Genomic DNA, 25,341 nt, shown 5'->3' on the forward strand with positions numbered 1-25,341 from the left:
AACTGTAACAAAGGCGTCTATAAATGCATCGCAACGGGATAGAGACCGCCTATGAGCTGGATTGTTAAACCGTATTTCCTTAATCTTCGCCCCCTCGATACGCTGCACCCAATCTTTTTACAGGACGGTCGAGTTCAAGCCCTTCCCCAAGTGCTTTCAACGGTCCTTTTTTATTCCCGCCGGCAACCCGGCGTTCCGCCCCAGATGGTTGGGCCGGTCAACAGGAGCAGGTCATGTCTGAAGTCCGTCATTCGCGAGTGATTATTCTCGGTTCCGGCCCTGCCGGTTACAGCGCCGCGGTCTATGCCGCCCGTGCCAACCTCAAGCCACTGCTGATCACCGGCATGCAGGCCGGCGGTCAACTGACCACCACCACCGAAGTCGACAACTGGCCTGGCGACGTCCACGGCCTGACCGGCCCGGCGTTGATGGAGCGCATGAAAGAGCACGCCGAGCGTTTTGAAACCGAGATCGTCTTCGATCACATCAATGCCGTCGACTTCGCTGCCAAGCCATACACCCTGACTGGCGACAGCGCGACCTACACCTGCGACGCCCTGATCATCGCCACCGGCGCCAGCGCGCGTTACCTGGGCCTGCCGTCGGAAGAGGCGTTCATGGGCAAAGGCGTTTCGGCCTGCGCCACCTGCGACGGTTTCTTTTACCGCAACAAGCCAGTGGCTGTGGTCGGTGGCGGTAACACGGCTGTCGAAGAAGCGCTGTACCTGGCCAACATCGCCAGCACCGTGACCCTGATCCACCGTCGCGAAACTTTCCGCGCCGAGAAGATCCTGATCGACAAGCTGAATGCCCGCGTGGCTGAAGGCAAAATCATCCTGAAGCTGAACGCGACCCTGGACGAAGTCCTGGGCGACAACATGGGTGTGACCGGTGCTCGCCTGAAGAACAACGACGGCAGCTTCGACGAGCTGACCGTCGACGGCGTGTTCATCGCCATCGGCCACACCCCGAACACTTCGTTGTTCGAAGGCCAGTTGACCTTGAAAGACGGTTATCTGGTGGTGCAAGGCGGCCGTGACGGCAACGCCACAGCGACCAGCCTCGAAGGCATCTTCGCTGCCGGTGACGTGGCTGACCACGTTTACCGTCAGGCCATCACCTCGGCCGGCGCCGGCTGCATGGCGGCACTCGACGCTGAGCGCTACCTCGACGACCTGCAGAACGCTTCGTTCTGATTTCGCTGAAATGAAAAAACCGGCTTCGGCCGGTTTTTTTGTGCCCAAAAAATGCGTTCACCACATCCCCTGTAGGAGCGAGGATTGCCCGCGAAGGCGTCGTGTCAGTCGACATCAGTGCTGAATGTTAAATCGCCTTCGCGGGCAAGCCTCGCTCCTACAGGATGTGTGTTGATCAGCCGCGAAAGCGTTCCTGTACGAAGTCCATGAGCTTCAGCGATTGATAGATCGCATTGGCAGCCACCCGCCCGAACGGCCCGCCGTTCCAGTCCAGCAAGTACGGCTTGAACACTTCATAACGGGCACTTTCCCCGCACACCGCTTCGGCGATGACCCTGCCGCCGATCGAGCCGGTGTTCAAACCATGTCCGCCAAACGAGGTGCAGGCCCAGACGCCGGGTTCCAGCAATCCCAGGTTGGGCATTTTGTTGGTGGAGTAACCCATCAGGCCGGACCAGGCGAGTTCGATCTTGACCGGGGCCAGTTGCGGGTACACCGCGACCATATCCGCCTTGAGCATCGTGGCCAGGGCTTTTTCGTTTTGTTCGTTACGGGTGGTGATGCGTCCGCCCCACAGCAGCCGATCACCTTCGACCACGCGGTAATAGTCCGAGGCGCGGCGATCGTCGGAGAAGGCGGCGCCGGAGTCGAGGACGTTTTTGATCGAGTCGCCCAGGTGCTCGGTCAACACCACGTAGGTGGCGATAGGCAGGTAGGCGCGGCTGAGTTTTTGCAGCTCCGGCCCGCCGTAACCGCCGGCGCAGAACACCAGGTCCTGGCAACGCACCGTGCCGTGAGCGGTCTCGACGATTTTGTGCGCGCCTTTGCGATGCCAGGCGAGCATTTTGGATTGTTCGAAAACTCGACCGCCAGCCGCTTCGATGGCGAGGGCCAACCCCAGGCAATAATTCAGTGGGTGAAAGTGCAGGGCGTTCGGGTCCTCGATGCCCTGGAAATAGCGCAGGGTGTGTGCTCGTTCGCGGACCTGGGCCGTGTCGAGGAAGTTGAGTTCATACCCGAAGTCGCGGCGCATGGTTTCAATGTGGTTTTTCACGCTGGCGCTGTCGTCGTACCGCTTGACCCGAATCGTGCCGGCGGATGGATCGCACCCCGCCAGCGCCAGTTCGGCAATGTTGCGACGGACGATCTCCACGCCCTCGACCGACATCTGGAACAGCGCCTTGGCCTGTTCCAGCCCCAGTTTCTTGCGAATCGCTCCCGACCCTTCAGCCCAGCCTGGCGAGACCACGCCGCCATTACGCCCGGACGCGCCCCAGGCGACTTGATGGGCTTCGAGGATGATTACGCGTTTGCCGCGTCGGGTCAGTTCCAGGGCGGCCGTGAGGCCGGCGATACCGGCGCCGATGATGCAGACATCGCAGTTTTTGTCCGCGGCCAGTTGCGGCCTGGCCGGGCGGGGCTGCGAGGTTTGGGAATACCAGGTGCTGGGAAAGGACATGGTCAATCCTTGAGAAATGGCCAGTAAATCAAACATTGTAGGAGCGAGCTTGCTCCGGGCGGCGTTCCGACGAAAAACGTAAGGGCGACGGCGTGCATTCAGACAGCACTCGTTATCGTTGACGTCCATCGCGAGCAGGCTCGCTCCCACAGTGGAAAGGCGTACTACTTGATGGTTGAGTAGTCCACGCCGTACCACTTGTCCGAGAGCTTGGTCAGTGTGCCGTCCTTGTGCATCTGGCCAACGATTTCATTGAGTTTGCTGGTCAGCTCCGGGTCACCCTTGTCGGTGGCAATGGCCAGTGGTTCGTAGAACGCCACGGCATTGTCGACGGCGCGCAGCGGGTAGCCTTTCTTGACGGCTGCGTCGAGCGTACTGCGTTGCGTGAGGATGCCGTCCAGGCGAGTGCCGTCGCCCAGGCGCAGATCATCCAGCGGCCCGACGGAACCGGAGTAGGTTTTCATTTTCTTTGTCTTGACGTCGTAGACCACCGGCGGCACATCCGTGGTTTCGATGGCCAGCGCCTGGTTGAGGAAGTCCTCGGACGTGGTGCCGCCTTCGACGCCGATGGTCTTGTCATTCAGCGCTTTGTGGTCGGTGAGCGTGGACTTGTTGTGAACCGCAAACACGTACGGCACGTAGTAATAGGTCGCCGGGAAATCGAGGATTCGCGCGCGACTTTTGGTGGCGGTCATCGAGCCCACGGACATGTCCCAGCGCCCGTTCCACTTGCCCGCCGTGATCACATCCCAATCAGGCGTGATGAACTTGACCGCGACGCCGAGACGCTTGGCGATCTCCTTGGACACGTCGATATCAAACCCGTCGATTTCATTTTTGTCGTTGATAAAACCCTGGGGTGGCCAGGTCGCCGACGTGGCGACGGTCATGGTTTTGCTGCTCTGGATTTTATCCAGGACGGCACCGGCATTGGCGGTGCCGACGAACACCAGCGAGAGTGCGGCTGCGATTACGTGTTTTTTGCTGACCATGTCCATCTCCACTTATGGTTATTGTTATGAAGGGCAAAACGGTGCTCAGTGACCAATGATCTGTGACAGGAATTTCTGTGCGCGTTCGGTTTGCGGGTTGTTGAAAAACTCGGCGGGGGTGGCTTGTTCGATGACCTGGCCCTGGTCCATGAACAGCACGCGGTCGGCGACCTTGCTGGCAAAACCCATCTCGTGGGTCACGCAAATCATGGTCATACCGTCGGTGGCCAGTTCGCCCATGACGTCCAGCACTTCGTGGACCATTTCCGGATCGAGGGCTGAGGTAGGTTCGTCGAACAGCATCACTTTGGGGTTCATGCACAGCGCCCGGGCAATCGCCACGCGTTGCTGCTGGCCACCGGACAGTTGCGAGGGGTACTTGTGCGCATGCTCGGCAATGCGCACCCGTTCCAGGTAAACCTGAGCGCGTTTTTTGGCCTCGGCGCTCGACACGCCCTGCACCAATTGCGGCGCCAGGGTCAGGTTGTCCAACACGCTCAAATGCGGGAACAGGTTGAAGCTCTGAAACACCATGCCGATTTCCCGGCGCACCGCGCTGACACTTTCTGCCTCGCTGGTGAGGGTGATGCCGTTGACCTGAATGTGGCCTTTCTGGAAGTTTTCCAAGTGGTTGATGCAACGAATCATCGTCGACTTGCCCGAGCCCGACGGCCCGCACACCACCAGGATTTCGCCGGTGGCGACGTTCAGATCGACATCGCGCAAGGCGTGAAAATCGCCGTACCACTTGTTCAGGCCGGTGATCGAAATCATGGAGGGACTGGCCTGTGAAACAGGCGCCAGGTCGAGTCGTTCAGCGGTAGTGGTTCGAGTCATCACGCATCAACCCCTTGCGATGGATCGGTTGACCCGTTTTTCGATCCGCGCTTGCACCCGTTCGAGGATGAACGACAGGGCCCAGTAAATCATCGCGGCGGTGATCAGCATTTCCAGGTGGCGGAAGTCCGCGCGACCCTGGGTCTTGGCCAGGTACATCAATTCCCACACGCCGATGACCGACACCAGCGAACTGTCCTTGAGCATGGCGATGAACTGGTTGCCGGTGGGCGGGATGATCACCCGCAAGGCTTGCGGCATGATCACCCGGCTCAAGGTCTTGAACGGGCTGATGCCCAGGGCGCGTGAGGCTTCCCACTGGCCGACCGGAATGCTCTGGATACCCGCGCGGAAAATCTCGGTCATGTAGGCGCCGTAGCACAGGGACAATGCGAGGATGCCGGCAGGCACCGCGTCGACCACATAACCGAGTTGCGGCAGCCCCAGGTAAATCAGGTAGATCTGAATCAGCAGCGGAACACCACGAAAGAACGAGGTGTAGAACGAGGCAATGGCGTTGGCCAGGCCGTTGTTCGACAGCTTGGCCACCGCGCCGATCAACGCCAGCACGAAGGCAATCACAATCGCAATGGCGGAGATGTACAGCGTGGTGGCGGTGCCCTGGATAATCAGGAAGCCGATCTTGTCGAGAATGAAGCTGTAGGAGAGGTCGAAGGTGTCGAAGAACGCCAGGAACAGGATCAGCAGTTCGATCCAGACCACGGTGGTCTGCACCTTGAATTTCAAGCGTCCGAGGACGTGGAAGTTCAGCGTGCCCAGAAAGGCGATCGCCAGGCCGATGGCGATGTTGCGTGCGGGCAGGCTGTCGGGGGCATCGCCCAGCAATGGCTGCAGGAAATGGCTGAGGGCGCTGTTACCCAGGTTCATCAGGTAGGCGCCGAGAAACAACACCACGGCGACGCCAAGCAGGAATTGAGGATCATTGGACTTTTTTTTATAAATTATATTGTCGTGATACATGAATGCCTCAGGCTTGTCGGTGGTCGTGATCTCGCTAAATAAAATGAGGGTGTTTGGCAAATTTCGAACGGTCAGGCGAACTGTTTTTTATTTTATGCAGGCGCCAGGCTTGCCGGCGAAGGCGTCCTTGAGATCGCCTTCGCCGGCAAGCCTGGCTCCTACAGTTTCGTTTTCCGTTTTCCGTTAATTGATCGGCATGAGTCGGGTCTTTGGTCAGTATTGCGACGCCAAATCGGCGACTACAAGCGAACATAATTCGCTATGTCAGTCCCTGATCGTAGTTTGCTTTTCAGGAAAGTTTCGCCAGACACGCTTCTAATATGTCCAGCCCTTCCTCCAGCACCACCGCTTCGGTGGTCAGCGGTGCCAGGAGCCGAATGATGTGGCGCGACTTGCCGCTGGGCATCAGCAACAAACCGGCGTCTCGCGCCAGCGCCAGCAGTTGGGTCAGTTGTGCCGATGCCGGTGTGCCGTCGGCGTTGCTCAGCTCGATGCCGCGCATCGCACCCACGCCAGTCAAACGGCCCAGATACGGCGACAGCTTGCTGGCGCGCCAGGCTTGGTAACGGCTGACGATGGCTTCTTCCTGTTGCGTGCCCCAGGCTTGCAGATTCGCGTCAGTCATTTCATCCAGAGTCGCCAACGCGGCGGCGCAGGCAATGGGATTGCCCGAATAGGTGCCACCCAACCCGCCCTTGGGCAAGGTGTCGAGCAGCGACTTGCGTCCGACCACCGCACCCAGCGGGACACCGCCGGCAATGCTTTTGGCCAGCAGGATCAGGTCCGGCTCGATACCCAGTCGTGAGAACGCGAAACGCTGGCCGGTGCGGCCGAAGCCGGACTGGATTTCATCGGCGATCAGCAGGATGCCTTTCTGGTCGCAGAAGCGCCGCAGTGCCTGGGCGAATTCAATGTCCATCGCCAGGAAGCCAGACTCGCCCTGCACCGGTTCGAGGATAAAACAGGCGACGTCATCGACATCGATTTCGACGCTGAACAGTCGATCCATGGCCTTCAAGGCGTCGGCGCAGGTCACGTCATTGTCTTTGCTGGGATAGGGAAGGTGGTACACCGGGCCCGGCAGCACGCCGACTTTCTGTTTGTAGGGTGCGACTTTGCCGTTGAGGTTGAGGGTGGCCAGGGTGCGGCCGTGGAAGGCGCCGTCGAAGGCGATCACGGCCGTGCGGCCGGTGGCGCCACGGACGATCTTGAGGGCGTTTTCTGCCGCTTCGGCGCCGCTGTTGGTGAGCATGCCGCTGACCGGGTAATCCACCGGGATAAACGCCGTCAGGCGATCCATCAGTTCGATGTAGGGCACATGCGGGGCGGCGTTGAACGCGTAGTGAGTCAGCCGGGTGGCTTGTTCGCGAATGGCCTCGACGATGCGCGGATGGCAATGGCCGAGGTTGAGCACGCCGATGCCGCCGACAAAATCGATGTAGCGTTTGCCATCGGTGTCCCAGACCTCGGCATTTTTGCCGTGGCTGAGTGTGACGGGGTGAACGATGTTGATCGACTGGCTGATGGTTTCGCTGCTCATGGATACCTGACTCAGAAGAAGGGTTGCTTCTTTTTATCTAAGCCGTGAGCAGCGGTACCCGGCAAACGAAATAAAGTCGCCGGGTCAATCTTAAAAGTCGGGATGTGCCTTGGAAGATCTTTTAAGTTTGAATCAGCGGCGAGTCAGCGGTTGCTGAGAGAACTTCACACCGGCCAGACCATGAGCAATCAACGCGCGGATGTTGCCGTGGTCGCTGCCCTCGGGCGTCGCCACCACCGAGCGGTAATGCTCGCCGAATGCCAGCAGCGCTTCTTCATCGCTCAAGCCTTCCAGCAGCGCCAGACCCAAGGTCTTGCACGAACCTTCGTTCTGCCCGGCGGCGTTTTCCACGCTGCCATTGGTGAACGCCTGGGGCTGGTAATCGTAACCGGCGGCGATGAACGCCAGGGTGTCGGCAAATACGTGTTCGCCGCTCTGGAGGCTGGCGCGCAGGGTGTTCAAATCACTCATTGGGTTTTCCTTTGGCGAACGCCGCTTGTTGTTCGGCGTTGGCTTCTTGCTGGTATTGGGCTTTCCACTCAGCGTACGGCATGCCGTAAACCACTTCGCGGGCATCGTCGAGGCTGACCTCGATCTGGCGTTCATCCGCCGCGGCCTTGTACCACTTGGACAGGCAGTTACGGCAGAAACCGGAGAGGTTCATCAGGTCGATATTCTGCACATCCTTACGGCTGTCCAGGTGTGCGACCAGTCGGCGGAAGGCGGCGGCTTCGAGTTCCAGGCGTTGTTGCTCGGTCATGGGAGTCTCTGCGAGATAGCTTCAAGCGGCAAGCTTCAAGCTGCAAGTTGGATGGCGGTGGCCTTTAGCTTACCGCTTGAAGCTTGAAGCTTGAAGCTTGAAGCTTGAAGCTTAGCGGCTCGCGGCGAGCGTAATCGACACCGACTCGGCGAAACGCAAGGCGTGGGGCTTGTCGACTTCGACCTCGGCGTACAACACCGACGCGTTGGCCATGACCAGGTCGAGAATCTCCTGGGTCAGGCGTTCGAGCAGGGCGAAGCGATTGCCTTCCACGTGAGCGATGATCGCCTTGGTGATGGTGCGGTAATTCAGCGCGTGATCGATGTCGTTGTCACGCACCGCTTCCTGGGCCGCATACAGGATGGTCAGGTTGATCAACACATCCTGCTTGTTGAGGATTTCATCCTCGTTGATCCCGATAAAGGTCCGCAGGCACAGGTCCTTGACCCGGATGCGTGCCGTTCCTGGTTGAAGTTGTGGCATTGCTACTTGCTCCGTCCGATCAATTGCAGGAACTCCTGGCGGGTGTTGCTCGAGTCGCGGAAGGCGCCGAGCATGACCGAGGTGTTCATGGTCGAATTCTGTTTCTCGACGCCGCGCATCATCATGCACATGTGCTTGGCTTCGATGACCACCGCGACGCCCGCCGCGCCGGTCACTTGCTGCACCGCATCGGCGATCTGCCGGGTGAGGTTTTCCTGGATTTGCAGGCGACGGGCGAACATGTCCACCAGCCGCGCAATCTTCGACAGGCCCAGCACCTTGCCCGTTGGAATATAAGCCACATGGGCCTTGCCGATGAAGGGCAGCATGTGATGTTCGCAGAGCGAGTACAGCTCGATGTTGTCGACGATGATCATTTCATCGTTGTCGGACGCGAACAGCGCACCGTTGACGATCTCTTCGACACTTTGTTCGTAACCATGACACAAGTACTGCATGGCCTTGGCCGCGCGTACCGGGGTGTCGAGCAGGCCTTCGCGGTCGGGATTTTCACCGAGGCCGATGAGGATTTCACGATAGCTCTGGGATAGGGCGTTCTGGGGCAGGGATAACGTCATGGAACATCCTCGCGGGGCAGCTTATTTGACGTGCCGTCCGCCGTTGACGGTCAGGGTCGTGCCGGTGACATAAGGGTTGTCGAGCAAATAACGCAGGCTCTGGTAGATCACTTCAGCGCCGGGTTCGATGCCCAGCGCGGACTTGGCCAGCGTCTTGGCGCGGTAGGCCGCGTCATCGTCGGGATTGAACATTAGCAGGGCTGGCGCAATTGCGTTGACCTTGATTGTCGGCGCGTATTTCGCGGCAAAGGACAGGGTCAGGCTGTCGAGCCCGGCTTTGCTGGCGCAGTAGCCGATGTGCTGGCTGCTGCCCTTGCGCGTCACGTCGTCGCTGATGTGCACGATGTCGGCGGGGCTTGTGCGTTGCAGCAAGTCCGCACAATGCAGGTTGATCAGGTACGGCGCAAGCATGTGCACGTTGAACATGCGTGTGAACGCCGTGGCGTCGGTGTCCGGCGTTTCGGCCAACCATTCGGAGGCGTTATGGATGATTGCCCGCAGGCTGTCGGTGTGGGTTTTCAATTCGCTGATGAAGGCGAAGATCCCGGCTTCAGTGGAGAAGTCGGCAAACACCGCGGTCGCTCCCAGGTCGCGCAGGGTTTGCACGCCGGGGCGCTCGCTGCGGTAGCTGAAGATCAGCGGATGGCCGTCTTCGAGCAAGCGCTGCGCGCAATGCAGGCCGACACGCTGGCCGGCACCGGTGATGAGGATCGGAGCTGCGGAAGAGGTCATGAACGGCTCGCGTCGCGGTGAGAGCAAAACTATACCAGCGACGGTCGATGTTCACCTACGTCCTGTAGGAGCGAGGCTTGCCCGCGAAGAACGATGACGCGGTTTGACCGATGGACCGCGTTGCACCATTCGCGGGCAAGCCTCGCTCCTACAAGGGTTATTGATTCTGGGTGGAGGGCTCGGCGGGCAATCGACGTGCAGGCGTGCTATTCAGCCAGTTGGCCAGCAGGCGGGTCGACAACGGGATGAAGAAGTAGACCATCAGCGGGGTCAGGCACAAGGTGCTGATGAGCACGCGAGGCAGCAGACTCATCTCGCCGAGCAGTGGCCCGAGCACAACGTTGAACAGCAGCGAAACCGGGAAGAACGCCAGCCAGATCGCCACGGCCTGCTTCCAGCGTGGTGGACGTTGCCCGGCAGCGCCGAACCAGCCCTCGATACCGCTGACCCGATGCTCGATAGGGTGAGCAAACAGATCGCTGCCGCGCCCGAGCCAGGCTGTGCGCGAGACGGAATGCTCCCAGGCGTGCAGGGTCTGCTCGTCGGCAAAGCGGAAGATAATCTGGAATTCGTCATCATCGGGCGGCGGGGCGAGCACGCCAGAGCCGAGATAACCGGGAAAGTCGGTGGCCAGTTGTTCGCCCTCGCGCAGCCAGGCGATCAAGTCCTGATAACGTCCATCGGCGACGCGGCGGGCAACCATCAGCGTGACGGGTGAGGTAGACATTGTGTATCTCCATATGACAAACGCGTCACTCCGGGTAGGAGCTCCGCCAGGCGCAGCGCCGGGGTGGTGGGCTGCGTCTTGGGACTAGCAAGGATTATTCCTGATTCGGCCTGTGGCGTCAGTGACAATCGGTGCCGATCAATGGGTTGAAGGGTGATGGGGCAAGAGGGGTAGAATGGGATCCAATTTATACAAGGACGTATGCCGACAAAATGCCTGTCCTGACTGACGCTAATCCAGGTGTGCCAAACGCTGCCTCTCTTGAACGGGAAGAGCTTTTTCCGATTCGTGAGGTGGCGCGCCTGACCGGGGTCAATCCAGTCACGCTACGCGCATGGGAGCGTCGTTATGGTCTGATCCAGCCAACCCGCACTGAAAGCGGGCATCGGCTGTACTCGATGACCGATATCGATCGGGTCCGCAGCATTATCGGCTGGATCGATCGCGGCGTTGCCGGCAGCAAGGTCGGCAAGATATTGGCCAGGTCCGAACCGCTCAAGACGCTGGCGCAGATCATTCCCACTGAACGGGTGCAGGCTGACTACGCGCAATGGCAAGGGCAGGTTCAGGCGGCAGTGAATGACTTTGACGAGGTTCAATTGGAGCAGGTCTATGGACAGATCTTTTCCAGTTACCCCCTGACGGTGGTGTTTCAGGACATCCTGATGCCGCTCTGGACCCGATTGTTGCAGCGCCAGGAAGCGTTCGGTCAGGCCAGCGCGTGGCTTTTCCTCGATGGCTTTTTGCGTTCCCGGGTGTTGCAGCGCCTGCTGCTGGTGCGTGTGATGCAGCCTCGGCGAGTGATTGTCTGCGCCTTGGCCGATCAGTGCCGAGAACTCGACGTGCTGGTCACGGCGCTGTTTCTGAGCAGTGTCGATTCGGCGATTCAAGTGCTGGCTATCGGTCAGCCATTCGAGGAATTGACCTTGCTCTGCGAAAGGATCAAGCCCAAGGCGCTGGTGCTGATTTCCAATCACGCGCCGACCACCGAATTGCCACGGCGTTTGAATCGCCTGGCCATGAGTCTCGATTGTCAGTTGATGTTGGCCGGTGATGCGTCCGACCTGGCGCAGGAAAGCCTGGCCGGTTCGTCGATCGGTTGCCTGGGGCGCGAAGGAGTGGTGATGCGTCAGCGTCTGAAACAGTTACTGGCCGGTAACCTGGACACTTGAAATTCAGAGGTGCATGGCGGGATGAGTCAGGCGATGCTGCTGGAGAATGTACTGGCGCAGGCGCTCGGTTTCGTCCTTGTCGCTCTGGCTCAGCTGGTAGGCATAGAAACCCTGTTCGGTTTCTTTCTCGAACGTGCCGCGCAATGCGATTCGCTCATAGCCTGAAGGGCTGAACCACAAGGCGAAATGTTTCGGTGGTTTGGTCCTGTTGCGAACTTCCAGCAAAACCCCTTTGAACGACACTTCGTGCACCCACATCGTGCCGGGTTGGCCGCTGGCGTTTTCCAGTGCCACCGGCTCTTCGAGCACCAGCCGCCATGGCCGGACCGACGGCCCGTCTTCATAGATGCTGGGGACGCCGAGGCGCAAATGCAGCGCATGAAACTCGTCTTCCACCAAGTGCAGCGGGAAGGTCATTTGCTGGTTTTCAAAGTTGGCCTGGATAGTGACTTGCTCATGCGCGGCAAGGCGCGTAAGCAAATCACGGATCTGCGAGCCACCGTTGACGAGCAGGCTCGACGTCGCATCCCGCACATTGAGTTGCGGGTTGTGTTGCATGGTCTGGATAAAATCCAGCTCATCCTGTGTCAGGAGTGCGTCGCGCTGCATGATCTGCTCGAAAGAAAAAGTTACAAACCCATCGGTGATTGTAGTTAATGACAATTAATTAGCGGTTTTGTTTTTGCCGTTCGTCGCTTTTAAAGCGGCAAGTTCCGCCTGGACTTCTGCGAGCTGCGCTTCGAGCTGCGTAACTCGCTGCTGTGCCTTGACCTGCACGCTGACGTCTTTCTGTACCCCGACAAAATAGGTCTGCCCATCACTCGGGTTTTTTACCGTCGAAAGGGACAGCTCGTTCCAGAACGGCGTTCCGTCCTTGCGGTAATTCCTGAGGATTTCCCGACAGGAGTCGCCCTTTTGCAGCGCCTCGCGAATCAACGGGAGAGCCTCCTGGTCACGGTCTCCGGATTGCAGGAAACGGCAATCCTGGTAGAGGATTTCTTCACTGGTGTATCCGGTGAGGCGCTCGAACGCCGGGTTGACGTAAATCAGGATGTTGTCTAGCTCGCCTTCCTTTTCGGCAATCACGACTCCATCATTGGAGGCGTTGATCACCATTTGCAGCAATTGGGCGTTGATCATCAGAGAATCCTTTCCACGTTGATTGAGCGGTGCATGCTGGAAGCACATCAGGCACTGGCCGTCAGCGCTTATTGAGAGCGTATCGCATCTTCTGGGCTGCGGCTGTTAATATCTCCGTCTTTTTACTCAGCTTCAGGATCAGATTGATGAAAGTCGCCATCCTTTCCGGCTCGGTGTACGGCACGGCTGAAGAAGTCGCTCGCCATGCCGCGAGCATTTTGCAAGCCGCAGGTTTCGAAACCTTTCACAACCCGCGCGCAAGCCTCGCCGATGTGCAGGCCTTCGGTCCCGAAGCTTTTCTGGCGGTGACGTCCACCACTGGCATGGGCGAATTACCGGACAACCTGCAACCGTTGTATTTCTCGATTCGCGACCAGTTGCCGGCCGCCTGGCGTGGTTTGCCGGGCGCCGTGATCGGCCTGGGCGATGCGAGTTACGGCGACACGTTCTGCGGTGGCGGCGAGTTGATGCGCGAATTGTTCGGCGAACTGGGCATCCGCGAAGTGCTGCCGATGCTGCGCCTCGACGCCAGTGAAAGCGTGACCCCGGAGACCGACGCCGAGCCTTGGCTGGCAGAGTTGGTCAGCGCGCTGCAGGGCTGAACGGCCGCTCGCGCAACGGGGCGGGCCCATGAAGTCGGCGGTGAAGAAGGTTCGGTGGCGGGGCCGGTCATGGTTCTGACAGGACCGCTGAACGTGTTCGCGGCGCCATTGCTGACGGCAATACTTTGACACGGATCCAAAGTGTCGGCGCGCTGACTCGCTAGGCCATCAAGCTGGCTGCCAATGCAACTACACGAACCTCGGGGGCTGACTAGACTGCTTTACGTGAGCAAAACAATAAGAACAGGAGTTCCTTGCCGTGAGCGTAGCCCCCGTCCAATCCCCCACCACTATCAAAGACCAGGTCAGCGCCGCCGAGTGGCAGACCCGTGTCGATCTGGCTGCCTGCTACCGTCTGGTCGCCCAACATGGTTGGGACGATCTGATCTTCACGCACATCTCGGCCAAGGTGCCGGGCACTGAAGACTTCCTGATCAACCCGTTCGGGCTGATGTTCCACGAGATCACCGCGTCGAGCCTGGTCAAGGTCGACCAGGCCGGTAACAAGCTGATGGACAGTCCCTACGAGATCAATCCGGCGGGGTACACCATCCATAGCGCGGTGCATGAAGTGCGTCACGACGTGGTTTGCGTGCTGCACACGCACACGGCGGCAGGCGTCGCGGTGTCGGCGCAGAAACAAGGCGTTTTGCCGATCAGCCAGCAATCATTATTTGTCCTGTCGAGCCTGGCGTATCACGCCTACGAAGGCGTGGCGCTGAACCACGAAGAGAAGGCGCGACTGCAAGCCGACCTCGGCGAAAACAATTTCCTGATGCTGCACAACCACGGCCTGCTGACCTGTGGCGGCACCATCGCCGATACCTTTCTGATGATGTTTACCTTCCAGCGTGCCTGCGATATCCAGGTGCTGGCGCAGAACGGCGGCGCCGAACTGATCGCCATCGAACCGCAGATTCTGGCGGGCGCCAAGGCGATGATTGCCGGCGTCACCAAAAGCGCTCAAGGGATGGGCGGTGCACTGGCGTGGCCAGCGCTGCTGCGCAAACTCGATAAACAAGACGCGGGATATAAACTCTGATGCCTCTCGCCGAGATCCCTCTGTGTGTCTGGCGCAAACGCGGCCAGACGTTCGTGTTCCGTGGCCACACTGTCCGCTACTGGACGGCGGGGCAGGGTGAACCGCTGCTGCTCATTCATGGCTTTCCCACCGCCAGTTGGGACTGGCATTACCTGTGGCAGCCGTTGACTCAGCGTTTTCGGGTGATTGCCTGCGACATGCTCGGCTTCGGTGACTCCGCCAAACCGGTGAACCACGAATACAGCCTGCTGGAACAGGCCGACCTGCAACAGGCGTTGCTGGAACACTTGAAAGTCGAGCCATCGGTGCATGTGCTCGCTCACGATTACGGTGACAGCGTGGCTCAGGAACTGCTGGCCCGGCATTACGAAGCGCGCATTCATATCGCCAGTTGCGTGTTCCTCAATGGCGGCCTGTTTCCCGAAACCCATCGCCCGATCCTGATGCAAAAACTGCTGCTCAGCCCCCTGGGATGGATGATTGGCCGCGCCTTTTCCCGGGACGGTCTGGTGAAGAGTTTCCGGCAGGTCTTCGGTCCGCAGAGCCGCCCCAGCGAAAGCGAGATGGACGATTTCTGGAGCCTGGTCGAGAGCAATCACGGGCCACGGATCATGCACAAACTGATCGCCTACATCCCCGAGCGACGTGCCCAGCGCGACCGTTGGGTCGGCGCGATGCAGCGTGATGAAGTGCCGCTGCGGGTGATCGACGGCGAGGTCGATCCGATTTCCGGCGGCCACATGGTCGAGCGCTATCGGGAGCTGATCCCGAACCCGGACACGGTCCTGTTGCCCGGCATCGGCCACTACCCGCAGACCGAGGCGCCGGGGCAGGTGCTCAAGCACTATCTGGCGTTTCGCGACCGACTGGTTTCCGCGCCGCGCAAGGCCGCGTGTTCCTGAATCGGGCCGAAAAGATCGCAGTCTCGTTGCACTCGACAGCTCCTACAGGGTGTACACCATCCCAATGTAGGCGCTGTCGAGTGCAACGAGGCTGCGATCTTTTACATTCACCCCTATTTCAAACTCATCATCCCCCAGCCTTATCGCGCACCATTCAGCCTCACCCCAGTTCATTGTGACCCGCAGCGCCGTGCCCGACACTGGACCCCATTGTCCCCTGGCCTGCTGGAGTCCCCCCAATGAATGAGTCTGTGCGCTTCGAAGATAAAGTCGTGATCATCACGGGGGCAGGTGGCGGCCTTGGCCGGGCGCATGCACTGCTGTTCGCCAAACAGGGCGCCAAAGTAGTGGTCAACGACCTCGGCGGCTCGGCTCAGGGCGAAGGCGCCAACGCGTCAGCGGCAGACCGTGTGGTGGCGGAAATTCGCGAAGCGGGCGGCATCGCCGAAGCCAACCACGACTCCGTCACCGACGGCGACAAAATCGTTCAGAACGCCCTCGACGTTTTCGGCCGTGTCGACGTGGTGGTCAACAACGCCGGCATCCTGCGGGACAAGACCTTCCACAAAATGGAAGACGGCGACTGGGACCTGGTTTACCGCGTCCACGTCGAAGGCGCCTACAAAGTCACCCGCGCCGCCTGGCCGCACCTGCGCGAGCAAAACTACGGGCGCATCATCTTCACCGCATCGACCTCGGGCATTTACGGCAACTTCGGCCAGTCCAACTACGGCATGGCCAAACTCGGCCTCTACGGCCTGACCCGCACCCTGGCCATCGAAGGCCGCAAAAACAACATCCTGGTCAACGCCATCGCCCCCACCGGCGGCACCCGCATGACCGAAGGCTTGATCCCGCCGCAGGTGTTCGAACAACTCAAACCGGAGCTGGTCAGCCCGTTGGTGGTTTACCTGGCCAGCCAGAATTGCCAGGAAACATCGGGACTGTTTGAAGTCGGTGGCGGCTGGATGGGCAAGGTGCGTTGGGAGCGTAGCCTGGGCGCTGGGTTTGATCCTCGTGTGGGGTTCTCGCCGGAAGATGTGGCGGCACATTGGGCGCAGATCTGTGATTTCGAAGGGGCGGCGCATCCGAAGGACAATATTGAAGCGTTGAAGGAAATGATGGGGAATTTGCAGAGGTATTCGATTTAATAGATGGAGATACCAAGCCGCAGCACTGTGCGGCTTGGTATTGAAAATTTAGACCACCTCAGACGTATCGTTTCTCTATGAAAAAGTCAGGGGCTTTCCAGTTTGGACCTTTGACCGTCTTGCCATTTTCGTCACTCATTAATACACCTTCCTTGAACAGCACGTTATAAGCTTTCACCAGTTCGCCTTTTAATATAACTTCTTGACGGAAGCATCCGTACATCCTATCCACCGCTGAGGCAGTTCTGAATAAAGCGAACACTGAAACAACATCTTCTACAGGTTCGTTTTTTATGATTTGCTCGACAGTACTCATTGTTCACGCCCCTTGATGTCTTTTTCGTATTCTCTTTGGTCTTGTGCATTCATCGCATTGATTGCTTCTTCGGTGTAAAGGAGTGAAAGCTCGCTTCCGAGTTGGTAATCCTCAAGCGTAGCTGTATGTGCATTGTTCCACGCTGAAGAGTCATCGGAAGGGGAGACGTCGTCGTTATAACCGAGTGCTCTGTATCGCTCCAGTTCCCGTATTTCATGGGTGTAGTAGCGCAGGTCAGCATCTGTTATGTCTAGTTGTCCGTTGAATATTTTGTCAAGACGCTTAATCATGATGTCGTTAGCGTCGGATTGCTCGAAACGAGCAGTATGTAATCTGACAGTGTCTATTCCTATTCGGGTGATCACTGCTGTGCGCCAGTTCAAGTGAACTATAGGCCCCCCTGCTTGCTCCGGATTGTAGTAGCGTCCACTGAATCCGCCTTTGACCGTCGCGCCCTCGTAAGGACTGTTGAATACGACATACAGCGGCGGAATACCCGACTCAATCGGGAATACATAGACGAATCCACCAAAGCTATAAAAATCCAGCGCCGGGGATGTATCTATTCTTCCGTCGACAGCGGTTATAGTCGTGCCGTTGTAGGCAACAATGCTCGGCTCTTGCGCAGGAAGAGTCGTTGACGCGTTTTCCGGCCGGACAATTGGTGTCCAGGTCATTCCGGTCGAAGCTGCATCCGGACTATAGGTCCTATAAGCATTCAAACCGGGATCGAAAGTGACTAGCCGCACCGGGACGTTGGAGGGCACCGTCGTTCCATTTGCGGCGGCAGCAAAAAACTCCGTTGTGTAATCCGTATTTCTGAAACCGATCACTACCGGCAGTTCGACGTTCCCATTGACTGCGGCAATCGCATGTAAGTCATCGAGATGGTTGGGCGTGAGGTCGGAGAGCGGCACACTTAAGGCGTGTAGGTCGCTGTTACCCAGTGATGAGGGGAATAGCAGCGTTGCAAACCCGCCAACTACCGCACCTGCCGATGTGACGGATGCTGCAATCACTCCCGCCACGGCTCTTTGTAGGGCAGTTTTAATGGCGAGGGAAATCGCCGCATCTGTAGCGAGTGTCCCTGCTGCAACAGTGAACACTGGGCCAGATGCTGCCACTGATCCGGATACGGGAAATGGTCGATTAATTTGAGCCGCGTCCAGTGACTCCATCGCTTTGAGTAGTGCTTCTTCCTCTGCTTGCTGTTGCTTTTCGAGGCGCAGTTGCTCGGCTTGTCGCTGAACCTCGGCCTCAGCTTCGAGACGTGCCTGTTCAGCAGCGATGTACCGAGCGGCGGCTTCAGCGGCAATTCGTGCTTGCTCGGCGGCCAACCGTTCGGCCTCTGCCAGCGCGGTTAATCGTGCCTGCTCTTGAGCATGTGCCAGTGCTTCAGCTTCTGCCTTAATGCGCGCTTGTTCAGACGCCTGCAAAACACTGAGGGAATGCTGCAGATTAAGAGATCGCTGATTTAGCGAGTGTATGGTTTGCGACAGTAACCTGACGTCAACAGCGGCTCTGAGTGATTGATTCAGGGCCTGCATGGCGATGCCGTTCGGTCCCGGCCACTTTTCCAGCGTCGTGGCTTTTACCATGAATTCGTTAGTATGCCGGTAGAAAGGATCTCCTCCGTAAAACGCATTGGCAGTTGCTATTTTATTATTATGTTCAGCGACTTTTATTTGCCAAAGCTTATTTAAAACGCCCAGTTCGCGGACTATTGAATGAATCGGCGGAACAGGATCAGTGGGGCCTTCAGATCTAACCGCTGCAAGTTCGGACTCAATGGAATTCGGTAGTTGACTGGCTCGGACCTGAAGTTCTTGCTCCAGTGCTTTGGTTGTGCGTTGGATCGTTACCATATTTTGATTGTAGGTCCCCACGAAGCCGTGACCGAATGGCCCTGCTCTATTGTCATTTGATGTTCGAGGGGCGGGCATCATGTGGTCGGGTGCAACACCTATTGTTACGACAGGCGTATCGATATTAAGAAAGCCTGGTCTGTTTTTGTCGTGCGGCCCTGGAGGCTTTTGCATATTCATATCCTTTGAATGTGCTTCATATTTTTAAAATGGGTGGCTGGTTGGTTGTCCGGAAAATGGATGCCAGTTGTCGTTTTGTGCCATTTCAAGCTACAGCGATATTGAAATTAATGGGTCTGAGAGACGTGTGAGTTTTTACTCGTGATGTCGAGAGGGGTTTCGACAAGGAAGGAACAAAGGAAAGATTATCCTTTGCTGAAAAAGATGTTTCCTATGCTGTTATAGGAAATTTCTTGTAGGACTGTTTTAAGTACCTGGCGCTAAAACTCGCCCATAAAAAAGGCCGCTGCAAACGCAGCGGCCAAAGTAAGACGATTGATCAGGAGCTATAAATCAACGTCAGTGAACACGGGGTGATGAGTCGAAATATTCAATTCATCTGAAATCTGTTGCCCATGGCGCGGGCGGGTCACGCGTCATTGCTTCGTGCTTTCAGGCCGTTCGCCTTGAAAGCCCGGTCAGCATAAGCGCTTGCCGGCAAAGGAAAAACAGCGATTCCAGACATGCACTGTTGCAGTCTGGGTAACAGTCCCGTCCTCGACGGACGCGGCAGGTGCGTGTTCACAGCGCCCGATGCGTCAGACTGATAACCCTCCATCCAGCCCGTCCATACCTCGCGCAAAACGCCGCCCCATGCGGGCAGTCATCCTTTAGAGGTACACCACGAATACCTCCTTGGTGCGCTTATCGCTCTCGGCGTGCGGCAGTAGGGTGTGGCCTTCTGTCACTCACCGGGGAAGACGCATGACAAAAACAACAATGCGCGCCATCTTCAAGCCGCAGGCGCTGGCCGCTGCGGTGGCCTTGGGTTGCTGTGCCCAGGCGCAGGCTGTTTCATTCAACATCGGGGAAATCGAGGGGCAGTTCGATTCCTCGCTGTCGGTCGGCGCGAGCTGGGGCATGCGTGATGCCGACAAATCCCTGGTGGGCACCGTCAATGGCGGGACCGGCCAGTCTTCGACCGGTGACGATGGTCGTCTGAACTTCAAGAAAGGTGAAACCTTCTCGAAGATCTTCAAGGGTATCCACGACCTTGAACTGAAGTACGGCGACACCGGTGTGTTCGTCCGTGGCAAGTACTGGTATGACTTCGAACTCAAGGACGAGGATCGCGAGTTCAAGCAGATCAGTGACAACGGCCGCAAGGAAGGCGCCAAGTCCTCCGGCGCGCAACTCCTCGATGCCTTCGTCTATCACAACTACTCCATCGCCGATCTGCCGGGCACCGTGCGTGCGGGCAAGCAAGTGGTCAGCTGGGGTGAAAGTACGTTCATCGGCAACTCGATCAACAGCATCAACCCGATCGACGTTTCCGCGTTCCGTCGTCCCGGCGCCGAGATCAAGGAAGGCCTGATTCCGGTGAACATGCTGTTCGCCTCCCAGGGCCTCACCGACCAACTCTCGGTGGAAGGTTTCTATCAACTGGAGTGGGACCAGACCGTTCTCGACAACTGCGGCACGTTCTTCGGCGTCGACGTGGCGGCGGACGGCTGCAACAAGAATTACACGGTTGCCAGCCCGGCGATCGCACCGTTGCAACCGATCGCTGCGGCGTTTGGCCAAGGCTTCGAAGTCAGTCAGGAAGGCGTGATCGTTCCGCGTGGCGGTGACCGCGATGCCCGGGATTCCGGGCAATGGGGGACCGCGTTGCGCTGGCTCGGCGACGACACCGAGTACGGCCTGTACTTCATGAATTACCACAGCCGTACCCCAACGGTCGGCACCGTCACCGCCGGCCTGAGTACGCTGGCGAGCATTCCGGGCATTGTCACCACCGCCAACCGTCTTGCACCGGGCAGCGGATCGGGCCTCGCCCAAAGTGTGATGCTCGGTCGCGGCCAGTATTACCTCGATTACCCGGAAGACATTCGTCTCTACGGCGCGAGCTTCTCCACCACTTTGCCCACGGGCACCGCGTGGACCGGTGAGATCAGCTATCGCCCCAACGCTCCCGTGCAGGTCAACACCAACGACCTGACCCTGGCCTTGCTCAACCCGATCGCCGGCGGCGCGGCATCGCCCATTGCCACCACGCCAGGCGCCGACAACAAAGGCTATCGTCGCAAGGAAGTGACGCAAGTCCAGAGCACCCTGACCCACTTCTTCGATCAGGTGCTCGGCGCCCAACGGCTGACGTTGGTGGGTGAAGCCGCGGTGGTGCGCGTCGGTGGGTTGGAGTCCCGGACCAAACTGCGTTACGGCCGCGACTCGGTCTATGGCCAATACGGTTTTGGTGGCGATACCGACGGTTTCGTCACCTCGACGTCCTGGGGTTATCGCGCCCGGGCCATCCTCGATTACGCCAACGTGATCGGCGGGGTCAACCTCAAACCCAACCTGTCTTGGTCCCATGACGTCGCCGGCTATGGCCCCAACGGGCTGTTCAACGAAGGCGCCAAGGCGGTCAGCGTCGGCGTCGATGCCGACTACCGCAACACCTATACCGCGAGCCTCAGTTACACCGACTTTTTCGGGGGTGACTACAACGTCCTGGAAGACCGCGACTTCCTGGCGCTGAGCTTCGGCGTGAACTTCTGATCTGGCTGAGAAGGATGATTTTAATGCGCAAGATGATTCTGCAATGCGGCGCCCTGGCCTTGAGCCTGCTGGCGGCCAACGTGATGGCGGCGGTGTCGCCGGAAGAAGCCAACAAACTCGGCACCAGCCTCACGCCACTGGGCGCCGAGAAGGCCGGTAACGCCGACGGTTCCATCCCGGCCTGGACCGGCGGCATCCCGAAAAACGCCGGCGCGGTGGACAGCAAAGGCTTCCTGGCTGACCCGTTCGCCAGTGAAAAACCGCTGTTCACCATCACCGCGGCGACCGTCGACAAGTACAAGGACAAGCTCTCGGAAGGCCAGGTGGCGATGTTCAAGCGCTACCCGGAAACCTACAAGATTCCGGTCTACCCGACTCACCGCACCGTGGCCGTGCCGCCGGAAATCTACGAGTCGGCCAAGCGCAGCGCGCTGAACGTGAACAGCATCAATGACGGTAACGGCCTGGCCAATTTCACCGGCAACCGTTACTACGCGTTCCCGATTCCGAAGACTGGCGTGGAGGTGTTGTGGAACCACATCACCCGTTATCACGGCGGCAACCTGCGCCGCATCATCACTCAGGTGACGCCACAGACTAACGGCAGCTACACGCCGATCCGCTTCGAAGAAGAGATCGCCGTACCGCAACTGATGAAGGACCTGGACCCGGAAAAAGCCGCCAACGTCCTGACCTTCTTCAAGCAATCAGTGACCGCTCCGGCGCGTCTGGCGGGCAACGTGCTGCTGGTGCACGAAACCCTCGATCAAGTGAAAGAGCCACGTCTGGCGTGGATCTATAACGCCGGCCAGCGTCGCGTTCGTCGTGCACCGCAAGTGGCCTACGACGGGCCAGGTACTGCCGCCGACGGCCTGCGCACTTCCGACAACTTCGACATGTTTTCCGGCGCACCGGATCGCTATGACTGGAAGTTGATCGGCAAGAAGGAAATGTACATCCCCTACAACAGCTACAAGCTCGACTCGCCGAGCCTCAAGTACGACGACATTGTAAAAGCCGGGCACATCAACCAGGACCTGACGCGCTATGAGTTGCATCGGGTCTGGGAAGTGATTGGTACGGTCAAGCCAAGCGAGCGGCACATCTACGCCAAACGCCACATGTACATCGACGAAGACAGTTGGCAAGTGGCGCTGGCAGACCACTACGACGGTCGCGGTCAGCTGTGGCGCGTGGCCGAAGGTCACGCTCAGTACTACTACGATCACCAGACCCCGGCCTACACCCTCGAAGCGCTCTACGACATCATCGCTGGCCGATACATTGCCCTGGGAATGAAGAACGAAGAGAAGCACAGTTTCGAATTCGGCTTCGAAGCCAAGGCTGCCGACTACACACCATCGGCCTTGCGTGCCGAGGGCGTCCGGTAAGGGTTTTGATACATTGATGATGCGCGAGGCGACCTTCGGGTCGCCTTTTTTATGGGTGCCAATCAGCGTGCTGAATACTTCTCAACAAGCGATCCGGAGAGGGCTAGGGTGGCCTCACAACTATAAAAAGGCACACCCGATGACCGCCATGAGTCTGTGTCTGGACCGCCCTGGTTTTTTACCTCGCTTGTCGTCCCATCACCTGTCGCGGCTGCGATTGAGCGAACCGCTGCTCGCCTCGACCGCCCGGGTGAAACTGCTCTGTGCGCCGGCCGGCAGCGGCAAAAGTGCATTGCTCGCCGAATGCCTTTTACAGGCACCGCCGCAGTGCGTTGTCCACTGGTTGCCATTGGCCGGTGCGACATTTAATTGCGCCGAGTTGTGTGGTCGCTTGGCGGAGGCGTTAGGGCTGCCGTCGAAAGATGAAGCGGCGCTGCTCAGGCACCTGGCCCGTGTGCAGGTGCCGACCTGGCTGTTTCTCGATGATTACTGCCGGGTCCCGAACCCTGAACTCGACACCTTGCTCGACCGGCTGTTGGCGGTCAGCAGCCCGGCACTCAGTTGGTGGCTGAGTGCCCGCCGACGTCCGCACTGCAATTGGCCTCGTTTGCTGCTCGATGATGAGTTGTACGAATGCGAGGGGCGAACGCTGGCGTTCACCGAGGACGAGATCGAGCAGGTGCTCCGCCATGTCGCCCAACCGGTGGCGACGAAGACTGCCAGAAAGGTTGTCCAGCGCAGTGGTGGCTGGTGCGCGGGTGTGCGGATTGCGTTACTCGAGGGCTGTCAGTGGGCGGGCGAACAGGACAAACAGGCGCGCTCGGCGACCTTGCTCAACTATTTGCAGCATGAACTGTTCAACGGCCTGCCACCGGAGCTGGCGGAAGCCTGGCAAGTGCTGGCCCATTTGCCGCGATTCAACGCCAGCCTGTGCGAACATCTGTTCGGCGCCGGAGAGGGCGCAAAGGGTTTGCACGCGTTGCAGGAGATGGGGTGTTTCATCGAGCCCTGGGACGACGCTGCCAATTGGTTGCGGGTCTTCGTGCCACTGGCGCAGGCGATGCGTGACGAACAACGCTCGGCGGGCCGTTCCTGGCATCGACGCGCCTGCCAATGGTTTGCCGCCGAGGAAGATTGGCAGGCGGCGTTCGAACAGGCGCTGTTGGCCGAAGAGTTCGAGGTGGCGGTCAGTCTGTTGCAGCACTTCAGCTTCGAACATTTGTTCATGGGCCAGAACGTAACCTTGCTGCTGAGCCTGCACGAGCGCCAAGGTGAAGAATTGACCCTCGGCTCGCCGCAACTGGTGGGGTTGATCAGCGCTACGCTGCTGTTCGCCGGACGCTTCGATCAGGCCGCGGTGTGCATCGAACAACTGGTGCGGTTCGCGCCGCAACCGACGGCGACATTGCAGCGGCAATTGTTGGCACGCTGGCAAGCGCTGCAAGGCTGGCTCCTGCATTTACAGGGACGCATGGCATCGGCCCGCGCGCACTTTATCGATGCGCTGAGCGAGCTCGGCACCGACGCCTGGCCGGCGCGACTGCTGTGCCTGTCCGGGCTGACCCAGCAAGCCCTGCTCAGCGCTGACCTCGACGCCGCCCAGGCGCTCAATCGTGAGGCGCTGTGCCTGGCGCGGGCGCAAGGCTCGCTGCTGTACGAAGGGTTGCTGGAACTCGATCACGCCCAGTTGCTGGAACAACGCGGCGCGCCGCGAAGCGCGGAGAGTTTGCTCGCCAATATTCATGAGTTACTGAGCCGACAAGCCAATCGTCCTGTGCCGCTGCTGGGACGAATTGCCCTGCGACGCGGGCGCTTGGCGCTGTGTCAGGGACAAGACGAGGAGGCCAGCGGGTTCTTCGAGTCCGGCCTCGAGGACTGCCTGCTCAGTCAGGACAAGCGCGCGTTGTATGGTTTTCTCGGGCAAGCGCAAATGGCCGCCAATCAAGGTGATTACGCCCACGCGTTTGTCCGCTTGCGCGATGCCGAACGGCTGATGCAACAGCGGCAGATTCCCGACACGGTCTATCGCGGGGTGTTGCTGCAGGTCAGCAGTCAGTTCTGGTTGCAGCAAGGGCGCCCGGAATTGGCACGCGAGGCGCTGAGTCGTGTGCTGCGCCACTACCGCGGACCTGACGCACGCCAGGCACCACCGGCCACGTTGGAGCTGATCGGGCGTATCGAATACCTGTTGGTGTTGGCAGAGACCTATCTGCAACTGGCGAAAAACCCGTTGGATCAGCTCAAAGCCTTGCTCGATCAAGCGCAACGCCATGCCCTGCTGGCGCTGGAAACCGAGTTGCACCTGGCGATCAGCGAAGTGGCCGACTTCACCGGCGAACCCGCGCTGGCCCGATCGGCACTGGAGGCAGGCCTGGAATTGGTGAACCGTTGCAACTTGCAGCAGGCCTTGCGCGAATTGCAGTTGCGCCAGCCACGATTGCTGCACGCCCTCGGGCATGTCGAATCGTCTGGCGATCCGCAGGAGATGGTGTTTGCTCAGAATCGGTTAAGTCAGCGTGAAATAGAAGTGCTCAAGTTGGTGGCTCAAGGTAACTCCAATCAACAAATCGCTGATCTTTTATTCATATCGTTACATACAGTAAAGACCCATGCGCGGCGGATCAACGGGAAGTTGGGGGTGGAGCGTCGAACCCAGGCTGTGGCCAAGGCTAAAGTGTTGGGGATAGTGATTTGAAGTTTAATGATTGCTCGTTTACGAATGCATACATGTTTCGGGGTGTACTTAGGTAGTTGAGT

The 25,341-nt window shown here is 58.8% G+C and carries 24 protein-coding genes and 1 pseudogene; 10 read left to right on the forward strand and 15 right to left on the reverse strand.

What is annotated here, in order from left to right; translation table 11 throughout:
* Positions 1-233 precede the first annotated feature (233 nt).
* Positions 234-1,196: a thioredoxin-disulfide reductase gene (trxB, locus tag ACA057_RS04530; RefSeq protein WP_497346251.1), complete on the forward strand. Its 963-nt coding sequence runs from the start codon at positions 234-236 to the stop codon at positions 1,194-1,196.
* A gap of 175 nt (positions 1,197-1,371) precedes the next feature.
* Here trxB and ACA057_RS04535 read toward each other — a convergent pair whose 3' ends face one another.
* The 11 genes from ACA057_RS04535 to ACA057_RS04585 all read right to left on the reverse strand — a co-directional run bounded on the left by ACA057_RS04535 (position 1,372) and on the right by ACA057_RS04585 (position 10,285).
* Positions 1,372-2,655, reverse strand: coding sequence for an NAD(P)/FAD-dependent oxidoreductase (locus tag ACA057_RS04535; RefSeq protein WP_497346253.1), 1,284 nt, complete (start codon positions 2,653-2,655; stop codon positions 1,372-1,374).
* A 164-nt stretch (positions 2,656-2,819) separates the two neighbouring features.
* Positions 2,820-3,647 carry a transporter substrate-binding domain-containing protein gene (locus ACA057_RS04540; RefSeq protein ID WP_497346255.1) on the reverse strand — a complete coding sequence of 276 codons (828 nt, stop codon included), beginning with the start codon at positions 3,645-3,647 and terminating at the stop codon, positions 2,820-2,822.
* Between the two features lie 45 nt (positions 3,648-3,692).
* Positions 3,693-4,421 (reverse strand): amino acid ABC transporter ATP-binding protein, encoded by a 729-nt coding sequence (locus ACA057_RS04545; RefSeq protein WP_497349809.1) that lies wholly within the window; start codon positions 4,419-4,421, stop codon positions 3,693-3,695.
* Between the two features lie 69 nt (positions 4,422-4,490).
* Positions 4,491-5,465, reverse strand: a complete 975-nt coding sequence (locus tag ACA057_RS04550) for an amino acid ABC transporter permease (RefSeq protein WP_497346257.1) — start codon at positions 5,463-5,465, stop codon at positions 4,491-4,493.
* A 289-nt stretch (positions 5,466-5,754) separates the two neighbouring features.
* The gene (locus ACA057_RS04555; RefSeq protein ID WP_497346259.1) at positions 5,755-7,005 is read right to left on the reverse strand and encodes a 2-aminoadipate transaminase; all 1,251 of its coding nucleotides are present in this window, start codon (positions 7,003-7,005) and stop codon (positions 5,755-5,757) included.
* Between the two features lie 132 nt (positions 7,006-7,137).
* Positions 7,138-7,476 carry a HopJ type III effector protein gene (locus ACA057_RS04560; RefSeq protein WP_497346261.1) on the reverse strand — a complete coding sequence of 113 codons (339 nt, stop codon included), beginning with the start codon at positions 7,474-7,476 and terminating at the stop codon, positions 7,138-7,140.
* On the reverse strand, positions 7,469-7,765 hold the full coding sequence (locus tag ACA057_RS04565) for a DUF1244 domain-containing protein (protein ID WP_059403283.1): 297 nt from the start codon (positions 7,763-7,765) through the stop codon (positions 7,469-7,471). Before ACA057_RS04565 ends, ACA057_RS04560 begins: the two co-directional genes overlap by 8 nt.
* 111 nt (positions 7,766-7,876) lie before the next feature.
* Entirely contained in the window at positions 7,877-8,248 is a 372-nt protein-coding gene (folX, locus tag ACA057_RS04570) for a dihydroneopterin triphosphate 2'-epimerase (protein WP_401356262.1), read from the reverse strand.
* 2 nt (positions 8,249-8,250) lie between these two features.
* The gene (folE, locus tag ACA057_RS04575; protein ID WP_497346263.1) at positions 8,251-8,826 is read right to left on the reverse strand and encodes a GTP cyclohydrolase I FolE; all 576 of its coding nucleotides are present in this window, start codon (positions 8,824-8,826) and stop codon (positions 8,251-8,253) included.
* A 21-nt stretch (positions 8,827-8,847) separates the two neighbouring features.
* Complete coding sequence (gene folM / locus ACA057_RS04580; RefSeq protein WP_497346265.1) at positions 8,848-9,558, reverse strand: dihydromonapterin reductase; 711 nt, start codon at positions 9,556-9,558, stop codon at positions 8,848-8,850.
* A 157-nt stretch (positions 9,559-9,715) separates the two neighbouring features.
* Positions 9,716-10,285: an antibiotic biosynthesis monooxygenase gene (locus tag ACA057_RS04585; RefSeq protein ID WP_497346267.1), complete on the reverse strand. Its 570-nt coding sequence runs from the start codon at positions 10,283-10,285 to the stop codon at positions 9,716-9,718.
* Between the two features lie 212 nt (positions 10,286-10,497).
* Here ACA057_RS04585 and ACA057_RS04590 point away from each other — a divergent pair, with 212 nt between their 5' ends.
* Positions 10,498-11,457, forward strand: a complete 960-nt coding sequence (locus tag ACA057_RS04590; RefSeq protein ID WP_497346269.1) for a MerR family transcriptional regulator — start codon at positions 10,498-10,500, stop codon at positions 11,455-11,457.
* Between the two features lie 3 nt (positions 11,458-11,460).
* Here ACA057_RS04590 and ACA057_RS04595 read toward each other — a convergent pair whose 3' ends face one another.
* Both ACA057_RS04595 and ACA057_RS04600 read right to left on the reverse strand, forming a co-directional pair.
* On the reverse strand, positions 11,461-12,066 hold the full coding sequence (locus ACA057_RS04595) for a hypothetical protein (RefSeq protein WP_401356277.1): 606 nt from the start codon (positions 12,064-12,066) through the stop codon (positions 11,461-11,463).
* Between the two features lie 54 nt (positions 12,067-12,120).
* A complete protein-coding gene (locus tag ACA057_RS04600; protein WP_497346271.1) occupies positions 12,121-12,597 on the reverse strand; it encodes a PAS domain-containing protein in 477 nt (158 codons plus the stop codon).
* Between the two features lie 146 nt (positions 12,598-12,743).
* Here ACA057_RS04600 and ACA057_RS04605 point away from each other — a divergent pair, with 146 nt between their 5' ends.
* The 5 genes and pseudogenes from ACA057_RS04605 (at position 12,744) to ACA057_RS04625 (ending at position 16,294) form a co-directional block, all read left to right on the forward strand.
* Positions 12,744-13,199, forward strand: coding sequence for a flavodoxin (locus ACA057_RS04605; protein ID WP_497346273.1), 456 nt, complete (start codon positions 12,744-12,746; stop codon positions 13,197-13,199).
* A 21-nt stretch (positions 13,200-13,220) separates the two neighbouring features.
* A pseudogene (locus tag ACA057_RS04610) lies at positions 13,221-13,328 on the forward strand (LrgB family protein); the annotation flags it as partial.
* Positions 13,329-13,458: 130 nt separating this feature from the next.
* Positions 13,459-14,241, forward strand: coding sequence for a class II aldolase/adducin family protein (locus ACA057_RS04615; RefSeq protein ID WP_497346275.1), 783 nt, complete (start codon positions 13,459-13,461; stop codon positions 14,239-14,241).
* On the forward strand, positions 14,241-15,143 hold the full coding sequence (locus tag ACA057_RS04620) for an alpha/beta fold hydrolase (protein WP_497346277.1): 903 nt from the start codon (positions 14,241-14,243) through the stop codon (positions 15,141-15,143). Before ACA057_RS04615 ends, ACA057_RS04620 begins: the two co-directional genes overlap by 1 nt.
* Before the next feature lie 239 nt (positions 15,144-15,382).
* Entirely contained in the window at positions 15,383-16,294 is a 912-nt protein-coding gene (locus tag ACA057_RS04625) for an SDR family oxidoreductase (protein ID WP_497346279.1), read from the forward strand.
* 58 nt (positions 16,295-16,352) lie between these two features.
* On the opposite strand, the gene ACA057_RS04630 is transcribed toward ACA057_RS04625, so the two are convergent.
* Together ACA057_RS04630 and ACA057_RS04635 are read right to left on the reverse strand one after the other, a co-directional pair.
* Positions 16,353-16,610 (reverse strand): immunity protein, encoded by a 258-nt coding sequence (locus tag ACA057_RS04630; protein WP_497346281.1) that lies wholly within the window; start codon positions 16,608-16,610, stop codon positions 16,353-16,355.
* Positions 16,607-18,649 (reverse strand): S-type pyocin domain-containing protein, encoded by a 2,043-nt coding sequence (locus ACA057_RS04635; protein ID WP_497346283.1) that lies wholly within the window; start codon positions 18,647-18,649, stop codon positions 16,607-16,609. Before ACA057_RS04635 ends, ACA057_RS04630 begins: the two co-directional genes overlap by 4 nt.
* A gap of 750 nt (positions 18,650-19,399) precedes the next feature.
* Between ACA057_RS04635 and ACA057_RS04640 the strand changes: the two genes are divergently transcribed.
* The 3 genes from ACA057_RS04640 to ACA057_RS04650 all read left to right on the forward strand — a co-directional run bounded on the left by ACA057_RS04640 (position 19,400) and on the right by ACA057_RS04650 (position 25,279).
* Positions 19,400-21,193: a DUF1302 domain-containing protein gene (locus tag ACA057_RS04640; RefSeq protein ID WP_497346285.1), complete on the forward strand. Its 1,794-nt coding sequence runs from the start codon at positions 19,400-19,402 to the stop codon at positions 21,191-21,193.
* Positions 21,194-21,216: 23 nt separating this feature from the next.
* Complete coding sequence (locus ACA057_RS04645) at positions 21,217-22,584, forward strand: DUF1329 domain-containing protein (protein ID WP_497346287.1); 1,368 nt, start codon at positions 21,217-21,219, stop codon at positions 22,582-22,584.
* A 139-nt stretch (positions 22,585-22,723) separates the two neighbouring features.
* Positions 22,724-25,279 carry a LuxR C-terminal-related transcriptional regulator gene (locus tag ACA057_RS04650; RefSeq protein ID WP_497346289.1) on the forward strand — a complete coding sequence of 852 codons (2,556 nt, stop codon included), beginning with the start codon at positions 22,724-22,726 and terminating at the stop codon, positions 25,277-25,279.
* The last annotated feature ends 62 nt before the right edge of the window (positions 25,280-25,341 follow it).

It is taken from the genome of Pseudomonas sp. LBUM1661 (genome assembly GCF_059695925.1).